This is a genomic window from Streptomyces sp. NPDC059989 (assembly GCF_042736975.1).
GTDB lineage: Bacteria > Actinomycetota > Actinomycetes > Streptomycetales > Streptomycetaceae > Streptomyces.
In genome coordinates this window covers 38,552-62,724 of record NZ_JBHWUO010000031.1, presented here as the reverse complement: position 1 = coordinate 62,724, position 24,173 = coordinate 38,552, and the positions used below count along the sequence as shown (strand labels likewise).

The 24,173-nt window shown below is 73.2% G+C and carries 23 protein-coding genes; 14 read left to right on the top strand and 9 right to left on the bottom strand.

The annotated features are described in order from the left end of the window. The first annotated feature begins 72 nt into the window (after window positions 1–72). Together ACFWBN_RS25880 and ACFWBN_RS25875 are read left to right on the top strand one after the other, a co-directional pair. Entirely contained in the window at window positions 73–1,215 is a 1,143-nt protein-coding gene (locus ACFWBN_RS25880; RefSeq protein WP_385179469.1) for an alpha/beta hydrolase family protein, read from the top strand. 127 nt (window positions 1,216–1,342) lie between these two features. Then, entirely contained in the window at window positions 1,343–2,758 is a 1,416-nt protein-coding gene (locus tag ACFWBN_RS25875; RefSeq protein ID WP_385179467.1) for a hypothetical protein, read from the top strand. Between the two features lie 46 nt (window positions 2,759–2,804). Here ACFWBN_RS25875 and ACFWBN_RS25870 read toward each other — a convergent pair whose 3' ends face one another. Continuing rightward, entirely contained in the window at window positions 2,805–3,200 is a 396-nt protein-coding gene (locus ACFWBN_RS25870) for a VOC family protein (RefSeq protein WP_385179465.1), read from the bottom strand. 60 nt (window positions 3,201–3,260) lie between these two features. Next, the gene (locus ACFWBN_RS25865; RefSeq protein WP_385179463.1) at window positions 3,261–4,151 is read right to left on the bottom strand and encodes a neutral zinc metallopeptidase; all 891 of its coding nucleotides are present in this window, start codon (window positions 4,149–4,151) and stop codon (window positions 3,261–3,263) included. A 277-nt stretch (window positions 4,152–4,428) separates the two neighbouring features. Here ACFWBN_RS25865 and ACFWBN_RS25860 point away from each other — a divergent pair, with 277 nt between their 5' ends. The 8 genes from ACFWBN_RS25860 to amaP all read left to right on the top strand — a co-directional run bounded on the left by ACFWBN_RS25860 (window position 4,429) and on the right by amaP (window position 9,878). Further along, complete coding sequence (locus ACFWBN_RS25860) at window positions 4,429–6,027, top strand: ABC-F family ATP-binding cassette domain-containing protein (RefSeq protein ID WP_385179461.1); 1,599 nt, start codon at window positions 4,429–4,431, stop codon at window positions 6,025–6,027. A gap of 353 nt (window positions 6,028–6,380) precedes the next feature. Next, window positions 6,381–6,602 (top strand): helix-turn-helix domain-containing protein, encoded by a 222-nt coding sequence (locus ACFWBN_RS25855; RefSeq protein ID WP_030010789.1) that lies wholly within the window; start codon window positions 6,381–6,383, stop codon window positions 6,600–6,602. Between the two features lie 168 nt (window positions 6,603–6,770). Continuing rightward, entirely contained in the window at window positions 6,771–7,550 is a 780-nt protein-coding gene (locus ACFWBN_RS25850; protein WP_385179459.1) for an enoyl-CoA hydratase/isomerase family protein, read from the top strand. A 195-nt stretch (window positions 7,551–7,745) separates the two neighbouring features. Beyond that, entirely contained in the window at window positions 7,746–8,180 is a 435-nt protein-coding gene (locus tag ACFWBN_RS25845) for an Asp23/Gls24 family envelope stress response protein (RefSeq protein WP_385179458.1), read from the top strand. A 17-nt stretch (window positions 8,181–8,197) separates the two neighbouring features. Beyond that, on the top strand, window positions 8,198–8,383 hold the full coding sequence (locus ACFWBN_RS25840; RefSeq protein ID WP_385179456.1) for a hypothetical protein: 186 nt from the start codon (window positions 8,198–8,200) through the stop codon (window positions 8,381–8,383). Between the two features lie 7 nt (window positions 8,384–8,390). Further along, complete coding sequence (locus tag ACFWBN_RS25835) at window positions 8,391–8,774, top strand: hypothetical protein (protein ID WP_385179455.1); 384 nt, start codon at window positions 8,391–8,393, stop codon at window positions 8,772–8,774. Beyond that, the gene (locus tag ACFWBN_RS25830) at window positions 8,771–9,316 is read left to right on the top strand and encodes a DUF6286 domain-containing protein (RefSeq protein WP_385179453.1); all 546 of its coding nucleotides are present in this window, start codon (window positions 8,771–8,773) and stop codon (window positions 9,314–9,316) included. The genes ACFWBN_RS25835 and ACFWBN_RS25830 overlap by 4 nt, the downstream gene beginning before the upstream one ends. Window positions 9,317–9,320: 4 nt before the next feature. After that, a complete protein-coding gene (gene amaP, locus ACFWBN_RS25825; protein ID WP_385179451.1) occupies window positions 9,321–9,878 on the top strand; it encodes an alkaline shock response membrane anchor protein AmaP in 558 nt (185 codons plus the stop codon). A gap of 351 nt (window positions 9,879–10,229) precedes the next feature. Here amaP and ACFWBN_RS25820 read toward each other — a convergent pair whose 3' ends face one another. The 6 genes from ACFWBN_RS25820 to ACFWBN_RS25795 all read right to left on the bottom strand — a co-directional run bounded on the left by ACFWBN_RS25820 (window position 10,230) and on the right by ACFWBN_RS25795 (window position 16,742). Then, entirely contained in the window at window positions 10,230–10,985 is a 756-nt protein-coding gene (locus tag ACFWBN_RS25820; protein ID WP_385179450.1) for an SDR family oxidoreductase, read from the bottom strand. 9 nt (window positions 10,986–10,994) lie between these two features. Further along, a complete protein-coding gene (locus ACFWBN_RS25815; RefSeq protein WP_385179448.1) occupies window positions 10,995–11,789 on the bottom strand; it encodes an SURF1 family protein in 795 nt (264 codons plus the stop codon). A 128-nt stretch (window positions 11,790–11,917) separates the two neighbouring features. Beyond that, a complete protein-coding gene (locus ACFWBN_RS25810) occupies window positions 11,918–12,151 on the bottom strand; it encodes a hypothetical protein (RefSeq protein WP_215011552.1) in 234 nt (77 codons plus the stop codon). A gap of 136 nt (window positions 12,152–12,287) precedes the next feature. Next, window positions 12,288–13,268, bottom strand: a complete 981-nt coding sequence (locus ACFWBN_RS25805) for a DEDDh family exonuclease (RefSeq protein WP_385179446.1) — start codon at window positions 13,266–13,268, stop codon at window positions 12,288–12,290. 43 nt (window positions 13,269–13,311) lie between these two features. Then, window positions 13,312–15,921: an MXAN_6230/SCO0854 family RING domain-containing protein gene (locus ACFWBN_RS25800; protein ID WP_385179444.1), complete on the bottom strand. Its 2,610-nt coding sequence runs from the start codon at window positions 15,919–15,921 to the stop codon at window positions 13,312–13,314. A 152-nt stretch (window positions 15,922–16,073) separates the two neighbouring features. Beyond that, entirely contained in the window at window positions 16,074–16,742 is a 669-nt protein-coding gene (locus ACFWBN_RS25795) for a TetR/AcrR family transcriptional regulator (RefSeq protein WP_385179442.1), read from the bottom strand. A gap of 138 nt (window positions 16,743–16,880) precedes the next feature. On the opposite strand from ACFWBN_RS25795, the gene ACFWBN_RS25790 reads away from it, so the two are divergent. From ACFWBN_RS25790 to ACFWBN_RS25775, 4 genes are read left to right on the top strand one after another with little or no spacing between them, the layout of a single operon-like run. Beyond that, window positions 16,881–17,678 carry an acetoacetate decarboxylase family protein gene (locus ACFWBN_RS25790; RefSeq protein ID WP_385179440.1) on the top strand — a complete coding sequence of 266 codons (798 nt, stop codon included), beginning with the start codon at window positions 16,881–16,883 and terminating at the stop codon, window positions 17,676–17,678. A 1-nt stretch (window position 17,679) separates the two neighbouring features. Beyond that, on the top strand, window positions 17,680–18,564 hold the full coding sequence (locus ACFWBN_RS25785) for an SDR family NAD(P)-dependent oxidoreductase (RefSeq protein ID WP_385179439.1): 885 nt from the start codon (window positions 17,680–17,682) through the stop codon (window positions 18,562–18,564). Between the two features lie 12 nt (window positions 18,565–18,576). Next, window positions 18,577–19,869 carry an amidohydrolase family protein gene (locus tag ACFWBN_RS25780; RefSeq protein ID WP_385179438.1) on the top strand — a complete coding sequence of 431 codons (1,293 nt, stop codon included), beginning with the start codon at window positions 18,577–18,579 and terminating at the stop codon, window positions 19,867–19,869. Further along, window positions 19,866–21,086: an amidohydrolase family protein gene (locus ACFWBN_RS25775; RefSeq protein ID WP_385179436.1), complete on the top strand. Its 1,221-nt coding sequence runs from the start codon at window positions 19,866–19,868 to the stop codon at window positions 21,084–21,086. The genes ACFWBN_RS25780 and ACFWBN_RS25775 overlap by 4 nt, the downstream gene beginning before the upstream one ends. 22 nt (window positions 21,087–21,108) lie before the next feature. Here the strand turns inward: ACFWBN_RS25775 and ACFWBN_RS25770 are convergent, their stop codons facing one another. Further along, complete coding sequence (locus ACFWBN_RS25770) at window positions 21,109–24,168, bottom strand: NACHT domain-containing protein (protein WP_385179434.1); 3,060 nt, start codon at window positions 24,166–24,168, stop codon at window positions 21,109–21,111. Between the last annotated feature and the right edge of the window lie 5 nt (window positions 24,169–24,173).

Here is a 24,173-nt window from a genome sequence, read left to right as displayed (position 1 = left end):
GCCCCCCGTGGACGGCGGAGGGAACGATCTCCTCCGGTGGCCCGCCGGAGCGTGCGCCTCGACACTGGAGCGGTGCGTACCGCCACAGCGACGGCAGCAGCCGTCACCACGACCCTCCTGGGAGCCGGCGCGGCCGCGGTCGCGGCCGCCGTCGCGGGCGCCCGGTATGCCGCCGACGCGGCCCTGCGCCCCGAACCGGGGCGCCCGCTGCCCGGCGGGCCGCGCCTCACCGTCCACTCCACCGCCGCCGGCCGGGTCGCCCTCACCCGCTCCCTCGGCTCCCTGCGCCCCGGCACGTACGGACTCGACGCGCCCGGGGTGCACGCCGTCGTCGGGCCGGTCCTCCCCGACGCCGAACACGGCCCGGACACCGTCGTGCGCCGGCTCGTCGCCGTCACCCACGGCAGCCTCGACCCCGGCACCCGGGTCACCCTCACCCCCCAGGTCCACCTCGGGAACCCGCGCACCGCCCTCGGCCTCGACCACGCCGACGTGGACATCCCCGGGGAGCTCGGCGCGCTGCCCGCCTGGTTCGTACCCGCCGCCCGCGACACCTGGGTCATCACCGTGCACGGGCTCGGCAGCAGCCGGGAGCACCCGATGGTGGTCATGCCCTTCCTGAACCGCCACCGGATGCCCGTCCTCGACCTCGCCTACCGCGGGGACCTCGGCGCCCCCGCCTCCCCGGACGGCCTCGGCCACCTCGGCGAGTCGGAGTGGCGGGACGTGGACGCCGCCATCCGCTACGCCCTGCGCTACGGAGCCCGGCGCGTGATCCTGCACGGCTGGTCCACCGGCGCCGCCATGGCCCTGCACGCCGCCGAGCGCTCGGCGCTGGCCGACCGCATCGCCGGTCTCGTACTGGACTCGCCCGTACTCGACTGGCACGCCACCCTGCGCGCACTCGCCGCGGCGCGCCACACCCCGGCCGTGGTGCTGCCGCTCGCGGTCCGGGCCGCCGAGAGCCGCGCGGGGCTGCGCGCCGACCGCCGGGCCCCGGGCGCGGACCCCGGCGCGCTGCGCGTGCCCGTACTGATCTTCCACGGCCCGGACGACACGCTCGCCCCCTGGGAGCCCTCCCGCAGGCTGGCCGCCGCCCGCCCCGATCTCGTCACCCTGCGCACCGTGCGCGAGGCCGGACACGGGGCGATGTGGAACGCCGACCCGGCCGGATACGAGGAAGCGCTGCGCCGTTTCCTCACCCCCCTCATGTGACGCCGCGGTAAAGGGGTTGTGGCGGCCGGGGCCCCGAGGGCCGTTCGTGCCGGTATGCACCTCGGCGGGGAGTGGAAACGGCCGGTTCCGTTTGGGCTTTCGGCCAGTGACGGGCGAGACTGCTTCCGTGACGTCCCGAAAGCCTGATGAGCAGTTGGCTCGCGACTCCAGACTCCGACTCGTCTCGCCGCGTTCCGTCGCCACGGCCCGCAAGGCGGTGACGGACCGACGTACCCGGCCCGCCCCGAGGCCTCCGGCGGGCACGCCCGCCACGGCCGACCTCGCGAACCGGGCCAGGGCCTCGCTCGCCGACGCCGTGTGCCTGACCCGCTGGGCCGAGCGCAACCTCGGTGCCGGGGACGGGGGCCGGCCCGCCCCCGCGGGCGCCCTGCCCGCCGCCGACGTCGAACGCGCCGCCGGGGAACTGAACCTGACGCACGGCCAGATCAGAGTCGGCTGGGACCGCGCCCGGCTCGCCGGCCTCGTCGAGGTCCACGGCGGCCACGCCCGGCCCGGCTGGCGGCTGCGCGCGTGGGACCGCGACGACACCGCCGTACTGCGCGGCTGGGTCGCGCTCTTCGACGCCTGGTCGCTCGTCCACCCGGCCCCGGCCGACATCGCCCCCGCGGCCGTCGCCGAGGTCGTCGAGGCGATGCCCCAACTCCTGTCCCTGCTCCAGCTGTCCGCCGGCCCCGTGACCGTCCCCGACCTCCTCGACCTGCTCGGGCAGCGCGTCACCGAACTGCGCGACGAGCGGTGCGAAGTCCCGTACGACGCGGAGTCCGCGGCCCCGGCCGCCGGCACCGCCGAGAACCGGCCCGTCCCGCTCGCCCGGCTGCTGCGCTGGGCACTCGGCGGACTCGCCGCCGTGGACGCCGTCACCCTCGGCCCCGCCCGGGCCACCCTCACCCCGCTCGGCAGCTGGGCGGTCTGGGTCAAGCTGGAGCAGATCTGCGTCGCCGCGCAGAGCCCCGCCGGGAACATCGAGCAGTCCGCCGCCGCCATGCTGCACGGCTGCGCCCGGCTCACCCCCGGCCCGGCCCGCGCCGAGTACCAGGCCTGGCTCGCCGCCCGCCCCGTCGGGCACGCCGTCGCCGAGCTCCTCCAGGCCGCCCGCGGCGAGGACGCCCTGCTGCGCGGCCTCGCCTTCGAGGCGCTGCGCGTGGTCGGCGCCCCCGCCGAACCCGAGGTGCGCGCCACCGTACGGGAACCCGCGCTGCGCCCCTACGCACTGCTCTGGCTCGCCGAGCACGACGGGGTCGACCCCGACGAGGCGCAGGACGTGCTCACCCGCGAGGAGTCGACCTGGCTCTGGGTGGACACCGCGGCGGCCATCGCCGACCACGGGGAAGCCGACCTGCTGGCCCGCCACCTCGACTCGGCCGTCCGGACCACGGTCCCGCGGCTGCTGGACGAGGTCCGGGCGGTCGGGCATCCGCGCACCGTGCAGGTCCTGGTCGCACTGGCCGCCGCCCATCCCGACCCGGCCCTGGCCAAGGCGGTCCGCCGGGCGGCCTTCCAGCTCCACACCGGCGGCGCGTAGCGCCCCGTAGCGGTACGGACGGACGCGCCGCGGGTCCCCGAAGGGCTCAGGCCTGTGGCGCGTACGTCCCGAAGCTCCAGATGTTGCCCTCGGCGTCCTTGGCCATGTAGTCGCGGGAGCCGTAGTCCTGGTCGGTGGGCTCCATCAGGATCTCCGCGCCGTGCTCCGCGGCCCGCCGGTGGTGGGCGTCCACGTCTTCGACCACCACATAGACCCCCGTGGGCCCGGCCGCCTCCATGGCCTTGTCGAAGGCGCCGCCGCGGCCCTTGCTGCCGAGCATCACCAGGCCGTTCCCGTACGACAGCTCGGCGTGCATCACCGCGCCGTCGTCCCCCTCGTACACGGCGACCTGGGTGAACCCGAACGCCTCCGTGAGCTGCTGGATCGCCGCCTTGGCGTCGCGGTAGAGCAGTGTCGGACAGATGGACGGAACGCCTGCCATGGCCATCACTCCCTCTCGTGCTTGTGACCCACGCCACAGCATGGCAGGCGCCACCGACAGTCAGCGGAAGGTGTTGCACTGGGCCATGTCACCGGTGCGGTAGCCCTGGTAGAACCACTGCTGGCGCTGCTCGGCGGATCCGTGCGTCCAGGACTCCGGGGTCACCCGGCCCTGGAACTTCTCCTGGATCCGGTCGTCGCCGACCGCGGCCGCCGCGTCCAGCCCGTCCTTGATGTCCTCGTCGGTCAGCTTCGTGATCAGCGGCCGCCCCGTGGACTCGTCCGGGGTGCGCGTCGCGTTGTGCGCCCACACCCCGGCGTAGCAGTCGGCCTGCAGCTCCACCTTCACGGCGTTGCTGTTCGCGCCCGGCCGCCCGTCCTGGGCCCGCTGGAGCGTCCCGGTCAGGTTCTGGATGTGGTGCCCGTACTCGTGCGCGACCACGTACGCCTGGGCGAAGGGGCCGCCGCTCGCGCCGAACTTCGTCCGCAGGTCGTTGAAGAAGCCCAGGTCCAGATAGACCTGCCGGTCGCCGGGGCAGTAGAAGGGGCCCACCGCGGCGGTCGCCGCCCCGCAGGCCGTGTTCACGCGGCCCGTGAAGAAGACCGTCGACGCCGGGGAGTAGGTGCCCCCGCGCTTGGTGAACTCCTGCTTCCAGAAGTCCTGTGTGCTGTTCACCACCGCGACCAGCCGACAGTCCTCCCGCGCGTTCGCGTCCTGCCCGGTCTTGCAGGACTGCTGCACCTGGTTGACGGACGAGGAGGACGGCGCGGGCTCCTGGTCCCCGGAGGACAGCCCCAGCTGCTCCGGGCCCACGCCGAAGAACAGTCCGAGGAGCAGCGCGATGAAGCCGATGATGCCGCCGCCGACCGTGGCCCTCCCGCCCGGGATGCGGCTCCCGCGCACATCCTTGACCTCGGAAGTGTCCAGATTGGCGTCGTCGTCGAACTGCATCCCGCACCGCCCTCGATTCGTGGACCCCAGGGGCCACGCGTCCGCCCCTGCGGCGAGTATCAACCTCTTCATCCTGATACGTCCCACGGCCCACCGGTGCGCTCCCTGAGCCGAACGGGGGACACCATCGAGAGGCCCCCGAGGCCCCGGCACCCCCAAAAGTGGTTGCGCACCCCCGGTAGAATGAATCCCATGGCAAATCTCCTCGCGGATTAGCGGCGTCGAAGCATCGCGTCCTGCCCCCCTTCCGCCGTCCCCACCGCCCTGGAGTATTTCCGTGATCACCGCCACCGGCGTCGAGCTGCGCGCCGGCGCCCGCGTCCTCATCGAGTCCGCCTCCTTCCGCATCGCCAAGGGCGACCGCATCGGCCTGGTCGGCCGCAACGGAGCGGGCAAGACCACCCTCACCAAGTGCCTCGCCGGCGAGGGCCAGCCCGCCGCCGGCTCCATCACCCGCTCGGGCGAGGTCGGCTACCTCCCGCAGGACCCGCGCACCGGCGACCTCGACGTCCTGGCCAGCGACCGGATCCTGTCCGCACGCGGCCTCGACGTCCTGCTCAAGAAGATGCGGATGAACGAGGAGCGCATCTCCAGCGGCTCCGGCGCCACCCGCGAGAAGGCGCTGCGCCAGTACGAGCGCCAGGAGACCGAGTTCCTCACCAAGGGCGGGTACGCCGCCGAGTCCGAGGCCGCGACCATCTCGGCCGCCCTCGGCCTGCCCGACCGGGTCCTCGGCCAGCCGCTGCACACCCTCTCCGGTGGTCAGCGCCGCCGCGTCGAGCTCGCCCGGATCCTCTTCTCGGACGCCGACACCCTGCTCCTCGACGAGCCCACCAACCACCTCGACGCCGACTCCATCGTGTGGCTGCGGGACTACCTGAAGAACTACCGCGGCGGCTTCATCGTGATCTCCCACGATGTCGACCTGGTCGAGACCGTCGTCAACAAGGTCTTCTACCTCGACGCCAACCGCTCCCAGATCGACGTCTACAACATGGGCTGGAAGCTCTACCAGCAGCAGCGCGAGGCCGACGAGAAGCGCCGCAAGCGCGAGCGCCAGAACGCGGAGAAGAAGGCCGCGGCCCTGAACTCGCAGGCCGACAAGATGCGCGCCAAGGCGACCAAGACCGTCGCCGCGCAGAACATGGCCAAGCGCGCCGAGCGGCTGCTCTCCGGCCTGGAGGCCGTCCGCGTCTCCGACAAGGTCGCCAAGCTGCGCTTCCCGGACCCGGCGCCCTGCGGCAAGACCCCGCTGACCGCCGAGGGCCTCTCGAAGTCGTACGGCTCCCTGGAGATCTTCACCGACGTCGACCTGGCCATCGACAAGGGCTCCCGCGTGGTCATCCTCGGCCTCAACGGCGCCGGCAAGACCACCCTGCTCCGCCTGCTGTCGGGCACCGAGAAGCCCGACACCGGCACGGTCGTCCCCGGCCACGGCCTCAAGCTCGGCTACTACGCCCAGGAGCACGAGACCCTGGACCCGGAGCGCACGGTCCTGGAGAACATGCGGTCCTCCGCGCCCGACCTGGACCTGGTCGCCGTACGCAAGACGCTGGGTTCCTTCCTGTTCTCCGGCGACGACGTGGACAAGCCGGCCGGCGTGCTCTCCGGCGGCGAGAAGACCCGCCTGGCCCTGGCCACGCTGGTCGTCTCCTCGGCGAACGTGCTGCTGCTCGACGAGCCCACGAACAACCTCGACCCGGCCAGCCGCGAGGAGATCCTGGGCGCGCTGCGCACGTACAAGGGCGCCGTCATCCTCGTCACGCACGACGAGGGCGCCGTGGAGGCGCTGGAGCCGGAGCGGATCATCCTGCTCCCGGACGGCGTCGAGGACCTGTGGGGACCGGACTACCGGGACCTGGTGGCCCTCGCCTGACCGCTCCCGGGCCCCTGATCCAATTCCTTATGGATCATTCGGCTCAGGGGTGATCCATCATCTGAGTGAGACGGTCTCGTACCGTTGCACGGCGCACGACGGCCCCGGCCGCACCCCCGAGCGGGGGCGGCCGGGGTCTTGCGTTTTCCGGCGCCCCGCCCCTGACCTGGCGATTCCCCGCGAGGGCGGTGAAGTGTGACGGAGGTCATGCGGCGGAAGAGGAGATTCCGTTCTGCTCGGGTGTCCACCAGTCGGGAAATGCCGTCGTACCGACCTTGCTGAATGGGTGGCCAGGAAGCGTGGGAGGGGTGATCATGAGAAGTCCAGAGCGCACTTCCCATGAGGAGGCACGGGTGGCCGAGACTCTGAAGAAGGGCAGCCGGGTAACCGGCGCCGCGCGCGACAAGCTCGCGGCAGACCTGAAGAAGAAGTACGACTCCGGTGCGAGTATCCGGGCGCTGGCCGAAGAGACCGGCCGGTCCTATGGATTCGTCCACCGGATGCTCAGTGAGTCCGGGGTTTCGCTGCGCGGTCGCGGTGGCGCGACGCGGGGCAAGAAGGCGGCTACGGCCTGACCCCGGCCTCAGTGGTTCCGACGCTTCACCGCTTCTAGGCTCCAAAAGGCGTCATATGTTGCAGCGGTACCTTCGGTGACCCCCGGTCGGCCATGCGGTCGACTGGGTGGTTACTGTGCAGTCACTTAGGCCCGGCTCGCGGCCGACTGCACACCCGGAGGCATACAGATGACTCTGCTCGACAAGGACGGCGTACGACTCACCGTCGACGACACGGTCGCCACGGTGACACTGACCAATCCGGCCAAGCGAAACGCCCAATCCCCCGCGCTCTGGCGGGCTTTGGCGGAGGCCGGAAGGTCGTTGCCGGGCACCGTCCGGGTCGTCGTGCTGCGCGGCGAGGGCAAGTCCTTCTCCGCCGGGCTCGATCGGCAGGCGTTCACCCCCGAGGGTTTCGAGGGCGAGCCGTCCTTCCTCGACCTGGCACGCGGTTCGGACGAATTGCTCGACTCCACCATCGCCGAATACCAGGAGGCATTCACCTGGTGGCGGCGTAACGACATCATCTCCGTCGCCGCCGTGCAGGGGCACGCGATCGGCGCCGGCTTCCAGCTCGCGCTCGCGTGCGACCTGCGCGTGGTCGCGGACGACGTGCAGTTCGCCATGCGCGAGACCAGCCTGGGTCTGGTGCCCGACCTGGCCGGCACCCAGCCGCTGACCTCGCTGGTCGGTTACGCCCGTGCGCTGGAGATCTGCGCCACGGGCCGCTTCGTGCATGCCGAGGAGGCGGAGCGGGTCGGCCTCGCCAACCTCGTGGTCCCGGTGGCGGAGCTCGACGCCGCCGTCCAGGACCTCACCACCGCACTGCTGGCCCCGCCGAGGGACGCCGTGATCGAGACCAAGGCCCTCCTGCGGGCCGCGCCGACGCGGGCGTACGACGACCAGCGCACGGCCGAACGTGCCGCCCAGGCACGCCGCCTGCGAGACCTGGCGGGCCTGTCCGACTGACCGCGGGTGCGGCGGGGCTGGAATATCCAGCCCCTCCGGCGTTTGAGGAGCGGGGTACGGGGCGGAGCCCCGGATCTTTGAGCCGCGCCGGCGATTGAGGCGTGGTTCCGGCCGACCGGCCTAGTCCCGGGGCGGGGCCGGAGTCGCACGCTTACCGTGGTGCGGAGTGACTCCGCACGCGCGAAGGGACACGCCATGACCGAATCCGCATCAGGCGGCGGCTCCGCCAAGGAGCCCGGCGACCGGGGCCGCACCACCATCGAGGGCGGAGTGGTCGAGAAGATCGCCGGGCTCGCCGCGCGCGAAGTGGTCGGCGTCCACGCCATGGGCAGCGGCAGCGGCCTCTCCCGTACCTTCGGCGCCGTCCGCGACCGCGTCCCCGGCGGCCAGAAGGCCGCCGTCAGCCGCGGGGTCAAGGCGGAGGTCGGCGAGGTGCAGACCGCCCTCGACCTGGAGATCGTCGTCGACTACGGCGTGTCGATCCGCGACGTGGCCCGGGCGGTCCGTGAGAACGTCATCTCGGCGGTCGAGCGGATGACCGGCCTGGAAGTCGTCGAGGTCAACATCGCGGTCAGCGACGTCAAACTGCCCGACGAGCCCGACGAGGAACCCGAATCCCGGCTCCAGTAGCCGAGAGGAGCCACGCAATGAGCATGGCGATCGCCGGTCTCTTCGCCGGCATGGCCCTGGCGTTCGCCGGCTACTTCGGCGGCTTCGGAGCCTTCCTGCTGGTGGCGTCCCTCGGCGCCATCGGCTTCGTCGTCGGACGGTTCCTCGACGGGGACCTGGAACCCGGGGACCTCTTCCGCCGCCGCGACGACCGGCGCGGGTGAGCCGCCGATGAGCACTCCGCCCCGGACCACGCCGCCCAGGGTGCCGCCCGCCGAGCGGGGGGCCACCCGTATCGCCGACCGGGTCGTCGCCAAGATCGCGGCCCAGGCCGCCCGGGAGGCACTCACCGCACGCCCGGAGCGGCGCCCGGAGCAGGCCGCCGCTCCGCACGCGACCGTCACCGTGCACCACGACATCGCACGCGTACGGGTGAGCCTGGAGCTCGACTACCCCTCCGACCTCGCCGCCCAGTGCGCCGCCGTACGCAGCCGGGTGGCCCGGCGCATCGAGGAGTACGCGCAGATGTCCGTACCCGAGGTGGACATCGACATCGAGCACCTGCACTCCACGCACACCCGGTCCGCCGCCGGCCGGGACCGGCGGCTGCGGTGACCGGCACGCGCCGGTTCCGCTCCGCCCGGCGGATCCCGGCCGCGCTCGCCGCCCTCGTGCTGCTGGGGGTGGCGGGGTTGTTCCTGTACGACCTGGCCGCCGTACGGGCCGACCGGCCCGGCATGAGCTGGCGCCGCCAGCTCGCCGACCAGCTGGACCGGCACACTCCGGCGGACCTGTGGGTGCTGCTGGGCGGCGGGGCCCTCGCCGTGGTCGGGGCGGTGCTCCTGCTGCTGGCGCTCACCCCCGGGCTGCGCGGGATCCTGCCGATGCGGACCCCGGATCCGGCCGTGGGCGCCGCCGTACGGGCCGGGCTCGGGCGGAAGGACGCGGCGCAGGTGCTGCGGGACCGGGCCCTGGAGGTGTCCGGGGTGCGGTCCGTCCGCGTCAAGGTGGGCCGGTCCCACGTCGGGGTACGGGCCACTTCGCACTTCCGGGAGCTGGACGACGTACGGGCCGACCTGGACGCCGTGCTCGCCGTCGGCATCGAGGAACTGGGACTCGCGCACCCGCTGCATCCGCGGGTACGGGTCAGGAGGTGAGCGGATGCTCGGGGTGGTGAACCGGATCCTGCTGGCGGTGGCCGGGCTGGTCCTGCTGGCGGCCGGGGTCTCGGTGCTGACGGCGTCGTGGCCGCTCGGCGGCCGGCACGCGCCGCTGCTGACGGAGGAGGCCCGGCGCCGGTACTGGCATGTCGAGGGCTGGTGGTGGTGGGCGCTGCTCGCGGGGCTCGGGCTGTGCGTCCTGCTGGCGCTGTGGTGGCTGTTGTCCCAGCTGAGGCGCTCGCGGCTGCAGGCGGTGGTCGTGGACACCGGGGACGGGGCCTTCGCCCTGCTGCGGGGGCGCGCGCTGGAGGAGGCGGTGACCGCGGAGGTGGGTGCGCTGGAGGGGGTGGCCCGCTGCCGGGTCGCCCTGCGCGGGCGGCGCGGCTCGCCGGCCCTGCGGGTCGCGCTGGAACTGGAGCCCCATGCGGTCCCCGCCGACACCCTGGCCGCGCTCGCGGGTCCGGTCCTGACCCATGCCCGTACCTCGGCGGGCCTCGCCGATCTCCCGACGGAGGCGCGCCTGAGGGTGACGTCGCACCGGGCCCAGCGCGTGACGTAGCCCGTGGCGCGGCGCCGCCCGGGGGCTCCGCCCCCACGCCCCCGCGCCTCAATCGCCGGCGGGGCTGGATTTGGCTCGCGCCGGCGCGCCGGTGCGGCTCAAACACCGGGGCTCCGCCCCGCGCCCCGCGCCTCAAACGCCGGCGGGGCTGGTTTTTGCCCCCGGCCGTCTGCCAGGTGCGGCTCGTTCACCCGGAGCCGAGCCAAATCCAGCCCCGCCGGCGTTTGAGGCGCGGGGTCTGGGGCGGAGCCCCAGCAGACGGCCCGCAGGCAAGCCGCGGCGCGAGCCGAAATCCAGCCCCGCCGGCGATTGAGGCGCGGGGTGCGGGGCGGGGCCCCGAGGGGCGGCGGGTCAGAAGCCGTGCCGGGCTCCGCCGTCCACCGGCAGCATGACGCCCGTCAGGTAAGAGGCCGCGGGGGACAGCAGGAAGGCCGCCGCGCGGCCGAACTCCTCCGGGGCGCCATATCGCCGCAGCGGGATGCCCGACTCGCGCCCCGCCCGGGTGGCGGCGGCGTCGCCGGTCAGCTCGTCCAGCTCCCGCACCCGGTCCGTGTCGATCCGCGCCGGCAGCAGGCCGACCACCCGGATCCCGCGCGGGCCGAGGTCCACGGAGAGGGACTTCGCGAAGCCCGCCAGCCCCGGGCGCAGCCCGTTGGAGATGGTCAGGCCGGGGACCGGCTCGTGCACCGAGCTCGACAGCACGAAGCCGATGACCCCGCCGTCGCCCAGCTCGGCGGCGGCCGCCCGCGCGAGGCGGACCGCGCCCAGGAAGACCGACTCGAAGGCCGTCGACCACTGCGCGTCGGTGTTGTCCGCCGCCATCCCCGGGGCCGGGCCCCCGACGCTGATGAGGATGCCGTCGAAGCGGCCGAACCGCTCGCGCACGGTCGCGATGAGCCGCCCGGCGGCCTCCGGGTCGGAGTTGTCGGCCGCCACACCCACGGCGTTCGGGCCGAGCTCGGCGGCCGCGTCGGCCGCCCGCTTCTCGTCCCGGCCCGTCACGAGGACCTTCGCGCCGTCGGCGATCAGTTCACGGGCGGAGGCGAAGCCGAGGCCGCGCGTGGCCCCGGTGACGATGTAGACACGGTCCTTCAGTCCAAGATCCATGCCGACACGCTACGCCGTCGCGGGCTCCGGTTCGGCGCCGGATTCGGCCTTCGCGGCGGCTTCCTCACGGTCGCGCTTCTCGCGCCGTACGAGGATCACCCAGCCCACCGGCACCGCGGACGCGAACAGCCACCACTGGACGGCGTACGCCATGTGTGCGCCGATCGAGTCGTGGTCGGGCTCGGGGATGATCTCGGGGCTGCCGTCCGCCGGGTCCGGAGCGGTCAGTTCGAGGTAGCCGCCGAGGACGGGCCTGCCCAGGTACTCCGCCTGCTGCGCGCTGTTGATCAGCATCACCTGGCGGTCCGGGAGGCCCTTGCGGTCCTTGATGCCGCTGCCGGCGCTGGTCTCGTCGGCCTTCAGCCGGCCGGTGACGGTGACCTCGCCCGCGGGGGCGGCCGGCACCGGCGGGTAGGCGCGCGGGTCGTCACCGCCGGGCACCCAGCCCCGGTTGACCAGCACCACCCGGCCGTCGCCGAGCACCAGCGGGGTCAGGACGTGGAATCCCACCTTGTCGTCGCCCGAGGTCCGCATCCGTACGACCACCTCGTGCGCGGTGTCGTAGGTGCCGGCCGCGGTGACGGCGCGCCAGAAGTCCGCGCGCGGGACCGTGTGGCCGGGGGAGGTGATCTCGGTCATGGGGACCGGCTTCGCCCGCAGGTTCGCGTCGATGAGCTGGTTCTGCGCGACCCGGTGCTCATGGCGGTGGAACTGCCAGAACCCCAGCTTGATCATCGCAGGGATCAGGACGAGGGCGATGAGGGTGAGGCACACCCACTGCCGGGTCAGCACAAAGCGGTACACGCCCACGACGGTACCCCCAGCGCGGTCGACCCCGGCGGCCGGGTGGCCGTCCGGGGTCGGGGTGTACGGGGAGCCTTGGCGGGATGCGTACCGGGACTCGTGCCCGGAGCCGTGCGTGCGGGAGGGGCTCAGACGCGGTCGATAACGCCCACCTTCCCCTCGGCGCGGGCGCAGTGCGCCCCGCAGAACCACTGCCCCTCGACCTCGACGCCCTGCCCGATGATCTGGACCCGGCAGTGCTCGCAGATGGGCGCCATGCGGTGAATGGCGCAGGAGAAGCAGTCGAAGACGTGCACGGCGCCCTGCGCGTGCACCTCGAAGGACATGCCGTAATCGTTTCCGCAGACCTCACAACGTGCCATGCGCCGCATGCTCCGCACGACGGCGGGTGGGAACAAGATCCACCGGGGTGAGTCGCCGCGCCTGCACCCACCCGGCGCAACGCCCGCGCGGATCCGGCCCTTCCGGACCGCTTCGCCCCTCCTCGATCCGCCCCGCTCAGTCCTCGGCCGCCGCCACGTCCCGCAGGAGTTGGGTGAAGGCCGCCTCGTCGAGGACCGGGGTGCCGAAGGACTTCGCCTTGACGGTCTTCGAGGTCGCCGAGTCGGGGTCGTTCGTCACGAGCAGGCTGGTGAGCCGCGACACACTCGTCGCGACGTGCAGGCCGGCCTCGACCGCGCGGTCCTCCAGCAGCTCCCGGTCCACCGAGGTGTCACCGGAGAAGGCGATCCGCATGCCCTGCTTCAGCGGCTTGCCGTCCTCGAAGCGCCCCGGGTTCGGGTACGGGCACGGCGGCCGCTTGCGCGAGGCCCGCCAGGTGCCGCCGCCCCCGTAGGAGGCCTGGTAGCCCACCCGCGGGGTGGCGGGGGAGTCGGACCACTCCGTCAGCGGCCGGCATTCCAGCAGGGGCAGCCGCACGCCGTCCCGCGCGGCCGCGTGCAGCGACGGGCGGAAGGCCTCCGCCAGCACCCGGGCGTCGTCGAGCGCGTGGTGGGCGCGCTGCTGGACCACGCCGAAGTGCGCGGCGAGCGACTCCAGCTTGTGGTTGGGCAGCGGGAGGTTCAGCTCCTTCGACAGGGCGATGGTGCACAGCCGCTGGCGGACGGGCGCGGTCTCGGCGGCCCGCGCGTACTCCCGGGCGATCATCTGCCAGTCGAAGATGGCGTTGTGCGCGACGAGCACCCGGTCCGCGAGCCGGTCGGCGAACTCCTCGGCGATGTCCTTGAAGAGCGGAGCGTCGGCGAGCATCGCACTGGTCAGACCGTGGATCCACACCGGCCCCGGATCCCGCTGCGGGTTGACCAGGGTGTACCAGTGGTCCTCCACATTGCCCTGGGCGTCGAGCCGGTAGACGGCGGCGGAGACTATCCGGTCGTCGCGAGCGAGCCCGGTCGTCTCCACGTCGACGACCGCGTACCCCTGTGGGTACGCGGTCGGCCACATCGTCTCTGCGGTCGTACGGTCGTCGAGCATGGTCACAGAGGATATCGGCACGGACTGACAGCCGTGGCCCCGCCGGGGATCAGCCCAGCGCCGCGACGAGGTCGCCGGCCGCCAGCTGTTCGAGGCCGCAGCCGTCAACGGGCCCCGGCAGCAGGCGGTATACGGACCCGCGCGCACCGGCCGGCGCCACGTCGCCGTCAACCAGCGCGAGGAGGACGGACCTCCCCGAGGCCGCGGCGCCCGCGAGGGCCTCCACCTCCGGCGAGGCCAGCACGGTGTCCGGATCGCCCAGCGCGACCAGCCGCGCCGCGAAGGCCGCGGTGTCCTCGCCCGCACGCCGCCGGTAGGTCCACAGCTCGTCGGGGTCGCTCGGCCGGGGCGTGCGCCGCAGGACGACGACCTCGCCGCAGCGCGCGGCCGCGTGCCAGCCCGCCAGCTCCCACAGGGTGGTACGGCCGGTGGAGAAGTACTGGAACAGGTCGCGGCCGATCCGGGCCAGGTCCTCCTGGTGCGCCCGCACGCTGTGGTAGCCCTCGTCATCCGGCAGGTGCACGTCGGTCCACAGGAAGCCGCGCCGCTCCAGGTCGACGAGGAGCGGCACGTGGATCCGCGAGTTCCCGACCAGGTCGTAGCGCTGCCGCACGGTCCGCGGGTCGTAGCGCGCGGTGCGCCCGGAGCGGCTCGGCAGTGCCATGAAGCCGGCGAAGGCGTCGGGCAGCAGCTCGAAGGGGATGTTGTTGTAGCTGAAGACGACCGGCATGGCGAAGCGCACACCGGTGTCGGCGAGGGCGTCGAGGTCGATGTCCACGTACTCGCTCGCCCCGGCGGGCGCGGGGGCGGAGGTGAGGTCCCCGGAGTGGACGACGGCCCGCCCGCCGTACACGAGGTTGGTGTAGTCGCACAGGCCCGCGTAGTTCCAGTCGGCGTCGAAGAGCACCACCGACAGGTCGAGGTCCACGGTCTTCTTCGGCGGCTCCATCCAGTGCAGGAACATCCGCAGCACCTCGCCGTCGGGCAGCGCCTGGAAACTGCCCTTGGGGACGGTGACCAGCGCCTTGGCCGCCGCCCGCTCGGCGGAGGGCACGTGCAGGTGGGCCAGGCGCGAGTCGAGGACCGCAACGTCGTACGGGTCGGCAGCCGCCAGCCGGCGCAGCACCTCCCGCTCGAACAGCTCGCTCACCGCACGGGTCACCGGCTCGGCCAGCGGGGCCCGGACGTCGTCCACGGTGAAGGAGTGCGCGACCTGGCCGCGGGGGAAGAACACCCGCCGGGTACCGGGCAGATGGCGGATCCGCAGCCGCCCCAGCGCGGACAGCACCGGCCCGGGCCCCGCCTTCGGCAGCCGCTCCGCCAGCACCTCCGCGACCTGGTCGGGCAGGGTGTCGGCCGCGTACCGGCGCAGCAGGTGGTCGAGGCGCCGTACGAGTTCTCCGGGCCGCTCCGCCAGCACGGCGAGGGCGCGGTCCGGGTCCGTGCCGCGCAGGGCCTCCTCGGCCCGGCCCTTCCAGGTGGCCGCCCGGATCCGGTCGCCGTCGACGCGTACGGCGTCCGGGTGCGCGGCGGCGGTGGCGAGCAGGGCGGCGCCGAGGGCGGTGCCCGTGGTGGCGGTTGCGCGCAGCACGGCGAAGGCGAGCGCGGCGCGCGGGTGGCGGGCGTACTGCTCGAAGGGGTGGAGGATCTCGGCGGCGCGCTTCCACAGGTCGGCGTGGCGCAGGACGTCCTCGACGAGCACGGCCGGGGCGAGCGCGTCCAGGACGGCGAGCAGTTCGCGGCGCAGCGGCCGGGGCAGCGACCGCAGCCGCGGCGGTTCCAGCAGGTCGGCCTCCCCGCCGGACCACACGGCGAGCAGGCGGAGCACGTCGGTCGCGGTGGTGAGCCGCTCGGGCAGCAGGGCCCGGACGGTCTCGCGGGTGCGGCGTTCGCGCAGCAGGGTGCCGAGGAGCAGGGCCTTGGTCTCCCGTACGGGTATCGCGTCGGGGAGCCAGCCGAGGTCGGCGGGGGCGTGGGCGAGGAGCACCCGGGTCTCCTCGGTGTCCTGCGGGGAGAGGGGGGTGCGGCGCGCGAGCAGTTTGCCGAGCGCGGTGACCGAGTCGCCCGCCCGGTCGGTGCCGAAGGACAGCAGCCGCAGCGGTCCCGCGTACCCGTCGTCCCCCGCGGATTTCGTCCCGCCCGCCGCGCTGACGGCGGCGGGCCGCAGGAACGGGTCGGCCGGGTCCACGCGCCGGTGGCAGATCGGGCAGCCGCTGTAGTCGGCGCCGTCCCAGCAGGTCCGGCACACCAGGTGGGCGCACGGGGAGACGGGGTGGACGCTGCCCGCGGTCGTGCAGAGCACGCACGGCTGGTCCGGCCACTGCGCGAGCAGTGTGCGGACGCGGTCGACCCAGAGCCCGTGGGTGTCGTCGGGCACGGAGGCCGGGAAGGTGCGGAACAGCGGCATGTGGGTGCGGTCGGCGCCCAGGAAGGTGTCGATGTCGCGGACCAGCTGGGTGCCGGCCTGGGCCAGTCCGGTGGGGCCCAGCCAGGCGAGCGCGGCCCGTAGCGGGGCCGTCAGGACGTGGCCACGGTCGAGGAGTTCGGCCTCCAGGGCCGTCAGGCCCGCGGTTGTCGGCGGATCGCCCGGGCGCGGCCCGGCCTGGTCGACGTAGACGGTGTGCAGACGGCGCAACAGGACGGTCGACAGCTCGGGCAAAGGGGGGATTCCTCCGGAACCGGGGAGAGAGGTGGGGCGGGGGCGGAGAGGGGATGCGCTGCGGTGTCATTGGAGGATGAGAAGGAAGCACATCGCGGAGCCGCCCCCGCGGAAACAGATCCAACCACGGCCGCGGGCAGGCGCAAACCGATTTACGGGCCCGCTTCACCGGCCCGCCCCCGGGGCACCGCGGCCGGCCCCCGCGGCCCCGCCAGCAGGGAGGCCACCAGGGCCCGTACGGAGAGCAGGAAGATCCGCTCCGGGTCGGCGGGCCGGGCCAGGGCGCGGGCGAGGGCCGGGTCGTGGGGGGCGTCGACCGGGTCCCAGAGCTCGCTCTCGGCCGGCGACTGGGCGGGGGAGCGTTCGCGGTTGCGCTCGACGAGGAGGAAGCCGACGACCTGGAACTGGATCGCCCGCACCGCGTCGGCCGCCCGGGCGCCGCGCAGCCCGGCCGCGTGCACCTCGTGCACGAGCGCCTGCTGCGCGGGCAGGAACATCCGCTCGGTGAGCCCGCGTTCGTGGACCATCGCGATCAGGTGCGGGCGCTCGCGCAGTTCGCGGCGCAGGATCCGGGCCACCGACAGGATCCGTTCGGCGGGGGTGCGGCCGGCGGGGCTGATCGCGCCCATCTCCTCGACCGTCCGCTCCACGAGCGCGTCGAGCAGCGATTCGCGGTTGCCGACGTGCCAGTAGATGGAGGTCACCGCGGTGCCCAGCTCGGCGGCGAGTTTGCGCATCGTGAGGGCGGCCGGGCCGTGCTGCTTGACCAGGGACGCGGCGGCGTCCAGTACCTCCCGGCGGGTCAGCGTGCTTCTGGCCATGTCAGCGGGCCGCCAATCTGTCGGAACGTCAGTTCTCGTGCGTGCAGGGGTCTTTACCCTTCATCGGTGGCGGTGTAACTGTGTTACAGAACCTTCCCCGGCTGCCGCCGGGAGGGGCCCAGAAGGGTGGTGCGAGACATGGCACGCGTACGGTACGGAGCGCGCACCGAGGCCGAGATCGCGGCGTCGCGCGAGAAGAGTTCCAACCTCCCCGACATCTGGTCCACCGGCGTGGTGGCCGTCTGGGAGAGCGACCCGGACGTGGTGGCGGCGGTCCTGCCGCCGCCGCTCAAGCCCGCCGACCGGCCCCTCGTACGGGCCAACATCAGCAAGGTCGACCTGCCCGGCTACCCGCTCGGCGCCGGCTCGGTGGCCGTCGCCGCCCAGCACGGCGGCGTCGAGGGCTGGTACCCGCTGGTCATGCCGATGAGCCTGGAGCGCGCCCTGATCGGCGGCCGCGAGGTCTTCGGCGAGCCCAAGAAGCTGGGCGAGATCACCGTCGAGCGCGAGGGGCTCGTCGTACGGGCCTCCCTCGCCCGGCACGGGATCGCCTTCGTCGAGGTGCGCGGGGCGGTGGACCGCGAGCTGCCGCTGCCCGAGCCCACGCAGAAGACCGACTTCTACTTCAAGTTCCTGCCCGCGGTGGACGGTTCGGGCTTCGACGCCGACCCGGTCCTCGTGCACTGCACGCGCAACGAGAAGGTCCGCAAGCTGGAGCACATCACCGGTGACGTGGTGCTCCGCGAGTCGATGTTCGACCCCGTCGCCGACCTCCCCGTCCGCCGGATCGTGGAGATCACCATCGGCGAGAAGACCACCGACCAGAAGGGCAGGGTCGTGGAGCGGGTCAGCGCCCAGGCCCTGCTCCCGTACATCCACCAGCGCTACGACGACCCGATGCAGATCCTGGACGGGCCGCCCGAGGGGAGCGTGTGACGTGCGACTCGAACCCGGACAGGTGGCCGTCGTCACCGGCGCCGCCAGCGGCATCGGCCTCGCGATGGCCCGCCGCTTTGCCTCCGAGGGACTGAAGGTGGTCCTCGCCGACGTGGAGGAGGGCGCCCTGCGCAAGGCCGCCGACGAACTCGTCGCCGACGGCGCCCAGGTACTCGCCAGGACCGTCGACGTCAGCGACCGCGACTCCGTGATCGCGCTGGCCGACGCCGCGTACGAGACCTTCGGCGCCGTGCACGTGCTCTGCAACAACGCGGGCGTCGGCTCGGGCGCCGAGGGCCGGATGTGGGAACACGAGCCCAACGACTGGAAGTGGGCCTTCTCCGTCAACGTGTGGGGCGTCTTCCACGGCATCCAGGCCTTCGTCCCCCGCATGATCGCGAGCGGCGGCCCCGGCCACGTCGTCAACACCTCATCCGGCGACGGCGGCATCGCCCCGCTGCCCACCGCCTCCGTCTACGCCGTCACCAAGGCGGCCGTGGTCACCATGACCGAGTCCCTCTACGCCCACCTCAAGGCGGAGGGCGCGGCCATCGGCGCCTCCGTCCTCTTCCCCGGGCCGCACATGCTGCGCACGGGACTGTGGGAGTCCCACCGCAACCGGCCCGAGCGCTACGCGAAGCAGCGCCCGCGCAAGACCCCGTACCGCAGCCTCGACCAGTACGAGGCCGCGATGAAGCAGGCCGGCCACGAGGTGAACTTCACCCCCGTCGAGGAGGTCGCCGAGCACGTCCTCGACGGCATCCGCGCCGACCGCTTCTGGATGCTTCCGGCCAGCGAGCACAGCGACCGGCAGATCCGCGCCCGGTCGCAGTCGATGCTCGACCGCGCCAACCCCGCCTACCTGGAGAGCTTCATCCTCGACTGAGGAGCGTTTCGCGTGAGTGACACACCGTACGAAGACCCGTACCTGATCATCTCCTCCGACTGCCACGCCGGCCTGCCCACCGAGCAGTACCGCCCCTACCTCGATTCCCGCTTCCACCCCCAGTTCGACGAGTTCCTCGGCGAGCGCGTCGCGCGCCGCGCGGAGGCCACCCGGCTGGGCGTCCGCAACGAGGCCTTCGCCGAGAAGTGGTTCCACGACCACGAGGAAGGCCTCAAGGGCGGCTGGGACACGGGGCAGCGGCTGAAGGAACTCGACGGCGACGGCGTGGCCGCCGAGGTCGTCTTCCCCGACGCGGACGCCGTCGACAGCCAGACCGCGGCCCCCTTCGGGGTGGGCCTGGGCCTCTCCGGCGACCAGGACCCCGAGCTGGGCATGGCTGGCGCGCAGGCGCACAACCGCTGGCTGGCCGAGTTCGTCTCCGAGCATCCCGAACGCCACTGCGGCGTCGCCCTCCTCCCCATCACCGGCGAGCCGGACAAGGTCGTCGCGGAGATCCACCGGGCCAAGGAGTCCGGGCTGGGCGCGCTGATGATCCCCGCGATGTGGGTGGACAAGGCGCCCTACCACGACCGCCGTTACGACCCCGTGTGGGCGGCGGCCGCCGAGACGCAGATGCCGATCGTCACCCACTCCGGCTCCTCGCCGCGCCACGAGTACGGCGACCACCTGGGCATCTTCGTCTCCGAGGTCACCTGGTGGCCGGCCCGCCCGCTCTGGTTCCTGCTGTGGTCCGGGGTCTTCGAGCGGCACCCCGGCCTCAAGTTCGGCGTGGCGGAATCGGGCTGCTGGTGGCTGCCGAACCAGCTCTGGTTCATGGACCGCCTCTACCTCGGCGCCCACGGCGGCAAGAAGCTGTCCCCGTTCGAGGAGCTCAAGCGCCCGCCGAGCGAGTACCTCGACCGGCAGGTCTTCATCTGCGCGACGAACACGAAGCGCCGGGAGCTCGCCCAGCGCTACGAGATCGGCGTGGACAACATCCTGTGGGGCTCGGACTTCCCGCACCCCGAGGGCACCTGGCCGGCCACCCGCAACTGGCTGAAGAAGACCTTCCACGACATCCCGGTGGAGGAGACCCGCCGCATGCTCGGTCTGGCGGCCGCGGAGGTCTTCGGCTTCGACACCGCCACACTCGCCCCGATCGCCCGCCGGATCGGCCCCACCCCGGCCGAGCTGGGCCAGAGCCCCGACCAGGCGGCGGTGGAGGCCTCCTGGGCCCGCTCCCGCGAGGTGGGCCGGCACTGGCTGACGGACAACGACTTCCCGGTACTGGGGGTCTCGGAATGACCGGCGACCGCTACACCGTGATCTCGGCGGACTGCCACGCGGGCGCCGACCTCCTGGACTACAAGCCGTACCTGGAGAAGCGGTACCACGACGACTTCGACGCCTGGGCCACCGGCTACGTGAACCCGTACGAGGACCTCCTCGCGGACACGGCGGACCGCAACTGGAACTCCCGGCGGCGCCTCTCCGAGCTGGAGGCGGACGGCATCGTCGCCGAGGTCGTCTTCCCCAACACCATCCCGCCGTTCTTCCCCAAGGCCTCCCTGATGGCCCAGCCCCCGACGGCGGCGGAGTACGAGATGCGCTGGGCCGGGCTCCAGGCCCACAACCGCTGGCTGGCGGACTTCTGCGCGGACGCGCCGGGCCGGCGGGCGGGCGTGGCGCAGATCCTCCTCAACGACGTGGACGCGGCGGTGCGGGAGATCCGCCGCACGAAGGAGGCGGGCCTCACGGGCGGCGTCCTGCTGCCCGGAGTCCCGCCCGGCTCGTCGGTGCCCGAGCTCTACTCGGCCGCGTACGACCCCATCTGGGCGGTCTGCGACGAGCTGGACGTCCCGGTCAACCACCACGGCGGGTCGGCGTCCCCGCCGCTGGGCGACGAACCGGCGGCCCGGGCGGTCTTCATGGTCGAAACCACCTGGTTCTCGCACCGCGCCCTGTGGCACCTCATCTTCGGCGGCGCCTTCCGCCGCCACCCGGGCCTCAAGCTGGTCCTGACGGAACAGGGCTCCGGCTGGATCCCGGGCGTGATGGAGATGCTGGACTACTACCACGGCCGCCTGGTCGCGGCGACGGCCACGGCCGAGTCCAAATTCGGGGCGGGCCTCGCGGAGGCGATGGGCAAGGGCCCGGGCGAGGTCTGGCGGGACAACTGCTTCGTGGGAGCGAGCTTCATGCGCCCCCACGAGGTCCCGCTGCGGGAGCGGATCGGCCTCGACAAGATCATGTGGGGCAGCGACTACCCCCACGACGAGGGCACCACGCCCTTCTCCCGCGAGGGCCTCCGCATCGCCTACGCGGGCCTCCCCCGGGAAGAGGTCGCCGCGATGGTCGGCGGCAACGCGGCCCGCGTCTACGGCTTCGACCTCGCGCAGCTGGACGCGCTGGCCGCCAAGCACGGCCCGACGGTCGCGGAGATCGCCGAGCCGCTGGCGACCGTCCCGCCGGAGGCCACCAGCCCGGCCTTCGCGCGAGGGGGTTCGGTCCGGGTCTGGTGACGAACGGCTCCCGCCGGGCGGCTCACCAGACGTAGGTGAGCCGCTCCGGCGGGATGGCCTCGGCCCCGCTGACCGCCACCTCGCCGTTCACCTGGATCGTGAGCCGCTCCGCACCCGCGAGCGGGGTGAGGTCCACGCAGCCGTCGCGCTGGTTGAAGACGAGGCTGCTGAGGTGCGGAAGCGAGCCGAGCGGCTCCAGCGAGCCCGTGATCTCACACCGGGTCAGTGACAGATAGGTGAGCTGGTCGAAACGGCTCAGCCGGGCCGGATCGACCGTTGCCTCGGCGATGTTCAGGTGGGTCACCGTCAGGCGGGGGCGGTGCGTCACGAGCTGCCGCACCTGATCGTCGCCGCATACGGCCAGACTGCGGAGCTCCGGCCAGCGGTCCAGCCCGTCGAGGGGAATGTGGCGGGCGTCCAGGCCCAGGGTCAGCGACTGCAACCCTTCGGAGACCGGCAGATCGCCGACACGGTCCACCGGGGCCCGGTAGCCCAGGCTCAGCGATTCAAGGGCGAGTGCGCGCAACGAACCGAGCGGCAGTCCGTCCCGGAGGCCGAAAAGGCTCACGTTCCGCAGCGGGAGGTCTGCCAGGGGCCCCAGGTCGCTGATGTTGGGGCACATGGACAGACCGAGGAAGTCGAGGCGATCGAGGCGGCGCAGCGGGGCCAGCTCGGTCAGGGCCTCGTTGCGGAAGACGAACAGCCACTCCAGGTCCCGGCGGTGCTCCAGTACGCCGGACAGGCCCGGAGCCCAATGCAGGTTCACCCGCTTGAGGTGGGTGAGCCGGTCGAGGTGTGCGGCTTGCTCCGCCGTGCTCACCAGCAGGCTCGCAAGGCCCAGGTCGGCGCCGCTGAGGACCGCGGCGGCGTACTCCGCAGTGTCGAAGCGGCCCCAGCTCTCGGAGACTGCGTATCCCACGCCCGTGCGCCCGTCCGACCGGAACCGGGCGATCACCTCCAGGGCCCGGGGGCCGCCGATCTCGGCTGCGGTGAGGACGACTGCCTCGGCTGTCGAGTCGTCCAGGTCACCGTCGCGGGGGAGCAGTTCGAGGACGAGGTCCCCCGCCTTGGCCAGGGCCTCGGCCTGGCGGCGGCTGCGCGGCGGCATGAGTTCAGCCATCCGGGACTGGATCTCGGCGCGGAGGGCCGGGTCCAGTTCCGGAGCGTGTTCCAGGCAGGCTGCCGCCAGCAGCACCAGCCGGCTGCGGGCGCCCTTGACCTTGTCGGCGCGCTTCAGCAGACCCCGCAGGATGCGTATCCGCTCGTCCGGGCGGGCGTGGCCCACCGCCATGCGGACCACGTCGTCCCACGTGTCGTCCTGCGCGTTCTTCACCAGCACGCCGAAGTCCCGGGACTCGACGGCCGCCTTGGCGCCCAGGTAGTCCTGGAAGGTGCGGTGGACGAAGTCCACCGAGCCCTTCACCGGTTCGCGCAGCAGCCCGCTGCGGATCAGCAGGTGCGAGAAGACCTGGTCCGCGGTGCCCTGTACCTGCGGCATCGCGCCGAGCCACTCGCCGACCATCTCGACCGCCTCGTCGAGGCCCGCCTCCACCTGCCCGTTGCGGATCAGCCAGTACGCGAACCGCTGCAGCAGTGCCAGCTGCTCGTCGCGGGTCAGGTAGACCCCCTCGACCCCGCTGATCTCCCGCTCCGTGTCCCGCCGGACCAGCAGCATCTCCAGGGCGGCGTCGTACAGCTCCTTGCGGGCCCGCGGCAGCTGCATCCGCCGGTCCTGGTTCAACGCGCACAGCAGTGCGCACATCAGCGGATTGGTCGCCAGCCGGGCCAGATCGCGCCGGCTGCCGACCGCCTCCAGCAGCGAGGCCTCGTACGCGTCCACCTCCTGCCCCGCCGCCCGGGCCGCCGCGTGCCAGTGCGCGACGAAGGTCCGGATGTCCTTCTGCTCCATCGCCAGCATTGAGTGCGTGGTGAACCCCTGGCCCGCGAGCCAGTCCTCCGGGATCGCGGACGGCCGGGTGGTCACCACGTACCGGGCCTGCGGGAACGCGGAGACGAGGGAGCGCAGCCAGGTCTCCGTACGGGTGCGCAGCCGCTGCGGGACCTCGTCGACGCCGTCCACGAGGACCAGTGCCCGGCCGCTGACCATGAGGTCCTCCACCCAGCCGGGCGGGGCGGACAGGGGGACGCCGGAGGCGCGAAGGAAGTCCTCGGGGAGCGGCAGGCTGTCGGACGAGGTGAAGGAGCGCAGGCGCAGCACGAACGGGACGCATGTGCTCCACGGCCCGTCGGTCTGCCGGGCCGCGTTGAGGGCCAGCCACTGCACCAGGGTGCTCTTGCCCGAGCCGGCCGGGCCGCGCAGCAGCACCCGCTCGCTCGCGGCCAGGGCCTGCTCGGCCCTCACCGGGGTCTGATGCACCTCCGGCCCGCCCGGCACCACCAGCTGCTCGCCGCTGACCGCGAGGCTGATGTAGGCCACGTCCAGCGGCCATTCCTGGCGGGAGCGGCTGAGGGTGAGCCCGAAGAGCTGGAGGCGGCCGTGGGTCTCGGCGACGTACCGCGCGTACCGCTCCTCGAAGGCGTGCGCCGTCCCGTCGGAGCGGTCCGCCAGCCGGTCCACCGCACGGGTCAGCTCGCCGGTCCGGCGGACGAGTTCCACGTCGGCCCGGGCCCCGAACCCCGGCAGCGTCGTCAGGTACTCGACGGAGTGGGCGCACGCCAGTCGGATCAGGTCCCGGCAGGCGGCCTCGGCCGCCGGGCTCAGGCCGGCCGCCGCCGGCACCGGCAGCCGGGCCGCCAAAACCGCCGGATCCAGGTCCGCCGCGAACAGGGCATCGGCGTCGACCTCGCCCAGTCCGGCGAAGGCGTCGGCGACCGCGTCCAGCGCCGCCAGCCGTTCGTGCTCCGGCAGCCGTGCCGCGGCCTCGCCCAGCCGGTCCGCCAAACCTGCGGCGAGCCGGCGGAGTTCGGTCGTGCCGAGCTGCGCCGGGCGGCGCCAGCGCTGCGCCGGACGTACCGGTTCGTCCGTGAGACCGGCGCCGGGTACCTGCCCGAGGCGCGACCTCAGCAGTGACCCCGCCGCCGTACTCGCCACCCGTAAGAGAACCGTCTCGAAACCCGTCATCCCCC

What these genes read in the sequence shown, in the direction of transcription:
- ACFWBN_RS25870 (WP_385179465.1), bottom strand. Translation starts at nt 3,200, where the DNA reads ATGGCAGGCGTTCCGTCCATCTGTCCGACACTGCTCTACCGCGACGCC.
- ACFWBN_RS25865 (WP_385179463.1), bottom strand. Translation starts at nt 4,151, where the DNA reads ATGCAGTTCGACGACGACGCCAATCTGGACACTTCCGAGGTCAAGGAT.
- ACFWBN_RS25850 (WP_385179459.1), top strand. Translation starts at nt 6,771, where the DNA reads ATGACTCTGCTCGACAAGGACGGCGTACGACTCACCGTCGACGACACG.
- ACFWBN_RS25845 (WP_385179458.1), top strand. Translation starts at nt 7,746, where the DNA reads ATGACCGAATCCGCATCAGGCGGCGGCTCCGCCAAGGAGCCCGGCGAC.
- ACFWBN_RS25840 (WP_385179456.1), top strand. Translation starts at nt 8,198, where the DNA reads ATGAGCATGGCGATCGCCGGTCTCTTCGCCGGCATGGCCCTGGCGTTC.
- ACFWBN_RS25835 (WP_385179455.1), top strand. Translation starts at nt 8,391, where the DNA reads ATGAGCACTCCGCCCCGGACCACGCCGCCCAGGGTGCCGCCCGCCGAG.
- amaP (WP_385179451.1), top strand. Translation starts at nt 9,321, where the DNA reads ATGCTCGGGGTGGTGAACCGGATCCTGCTGGCGGTGGCCGGGCTGGTC.
- ACFWBN_RS25820 (WP_385179450.1), bottom strand. Translation starts at nt 10,985, where the DNA reads ATGGATCTTGGACTGAAGGACCGTGTCTACATCGTCACCGGGGCCACG.
- ACFWBN_RS25810 (WP_215011552.1), bottom strand. Translation starts at nt 12,151, where the DNA reads ATGGCACGTTGTGAGGTCTGCGGAAACGATTACGGCATGTCCTTCGAG.
- ACFWBN_RS25795 (WP_385179442.1), bottom strand. Translation starts at nt 16,742, where the DNA reads ATGGCCAGAAGCACGCTGACCCGCCGGGAGGTACTGGACGCCGCCGCG.
- ACFWBN_RS25790 (WP_385179440.1), top strand. Translation starts at nt 16,881, where the DNA reads ATGGCACGCGTACGGTACGGAGCGCGCACCGAGGCCGAGATCGCGGCG.
- ACFWBN_RS25775 (WP_385179436.1), top strand. Translation starts at nt 19,866, where the DNA reads ATGACCGGCGACCGCTACACCGTGATCTCGGCGGACTGCCACGCGGGC.
- ACFWBN_RS25770 (WP_385179434.1), bottom strand. Translation starts at nt 24,168, where the DNA reads ATGACGGGTTTCGAGACGGTTCTCTTACGGGTGGCGAGTACGGCGGCG.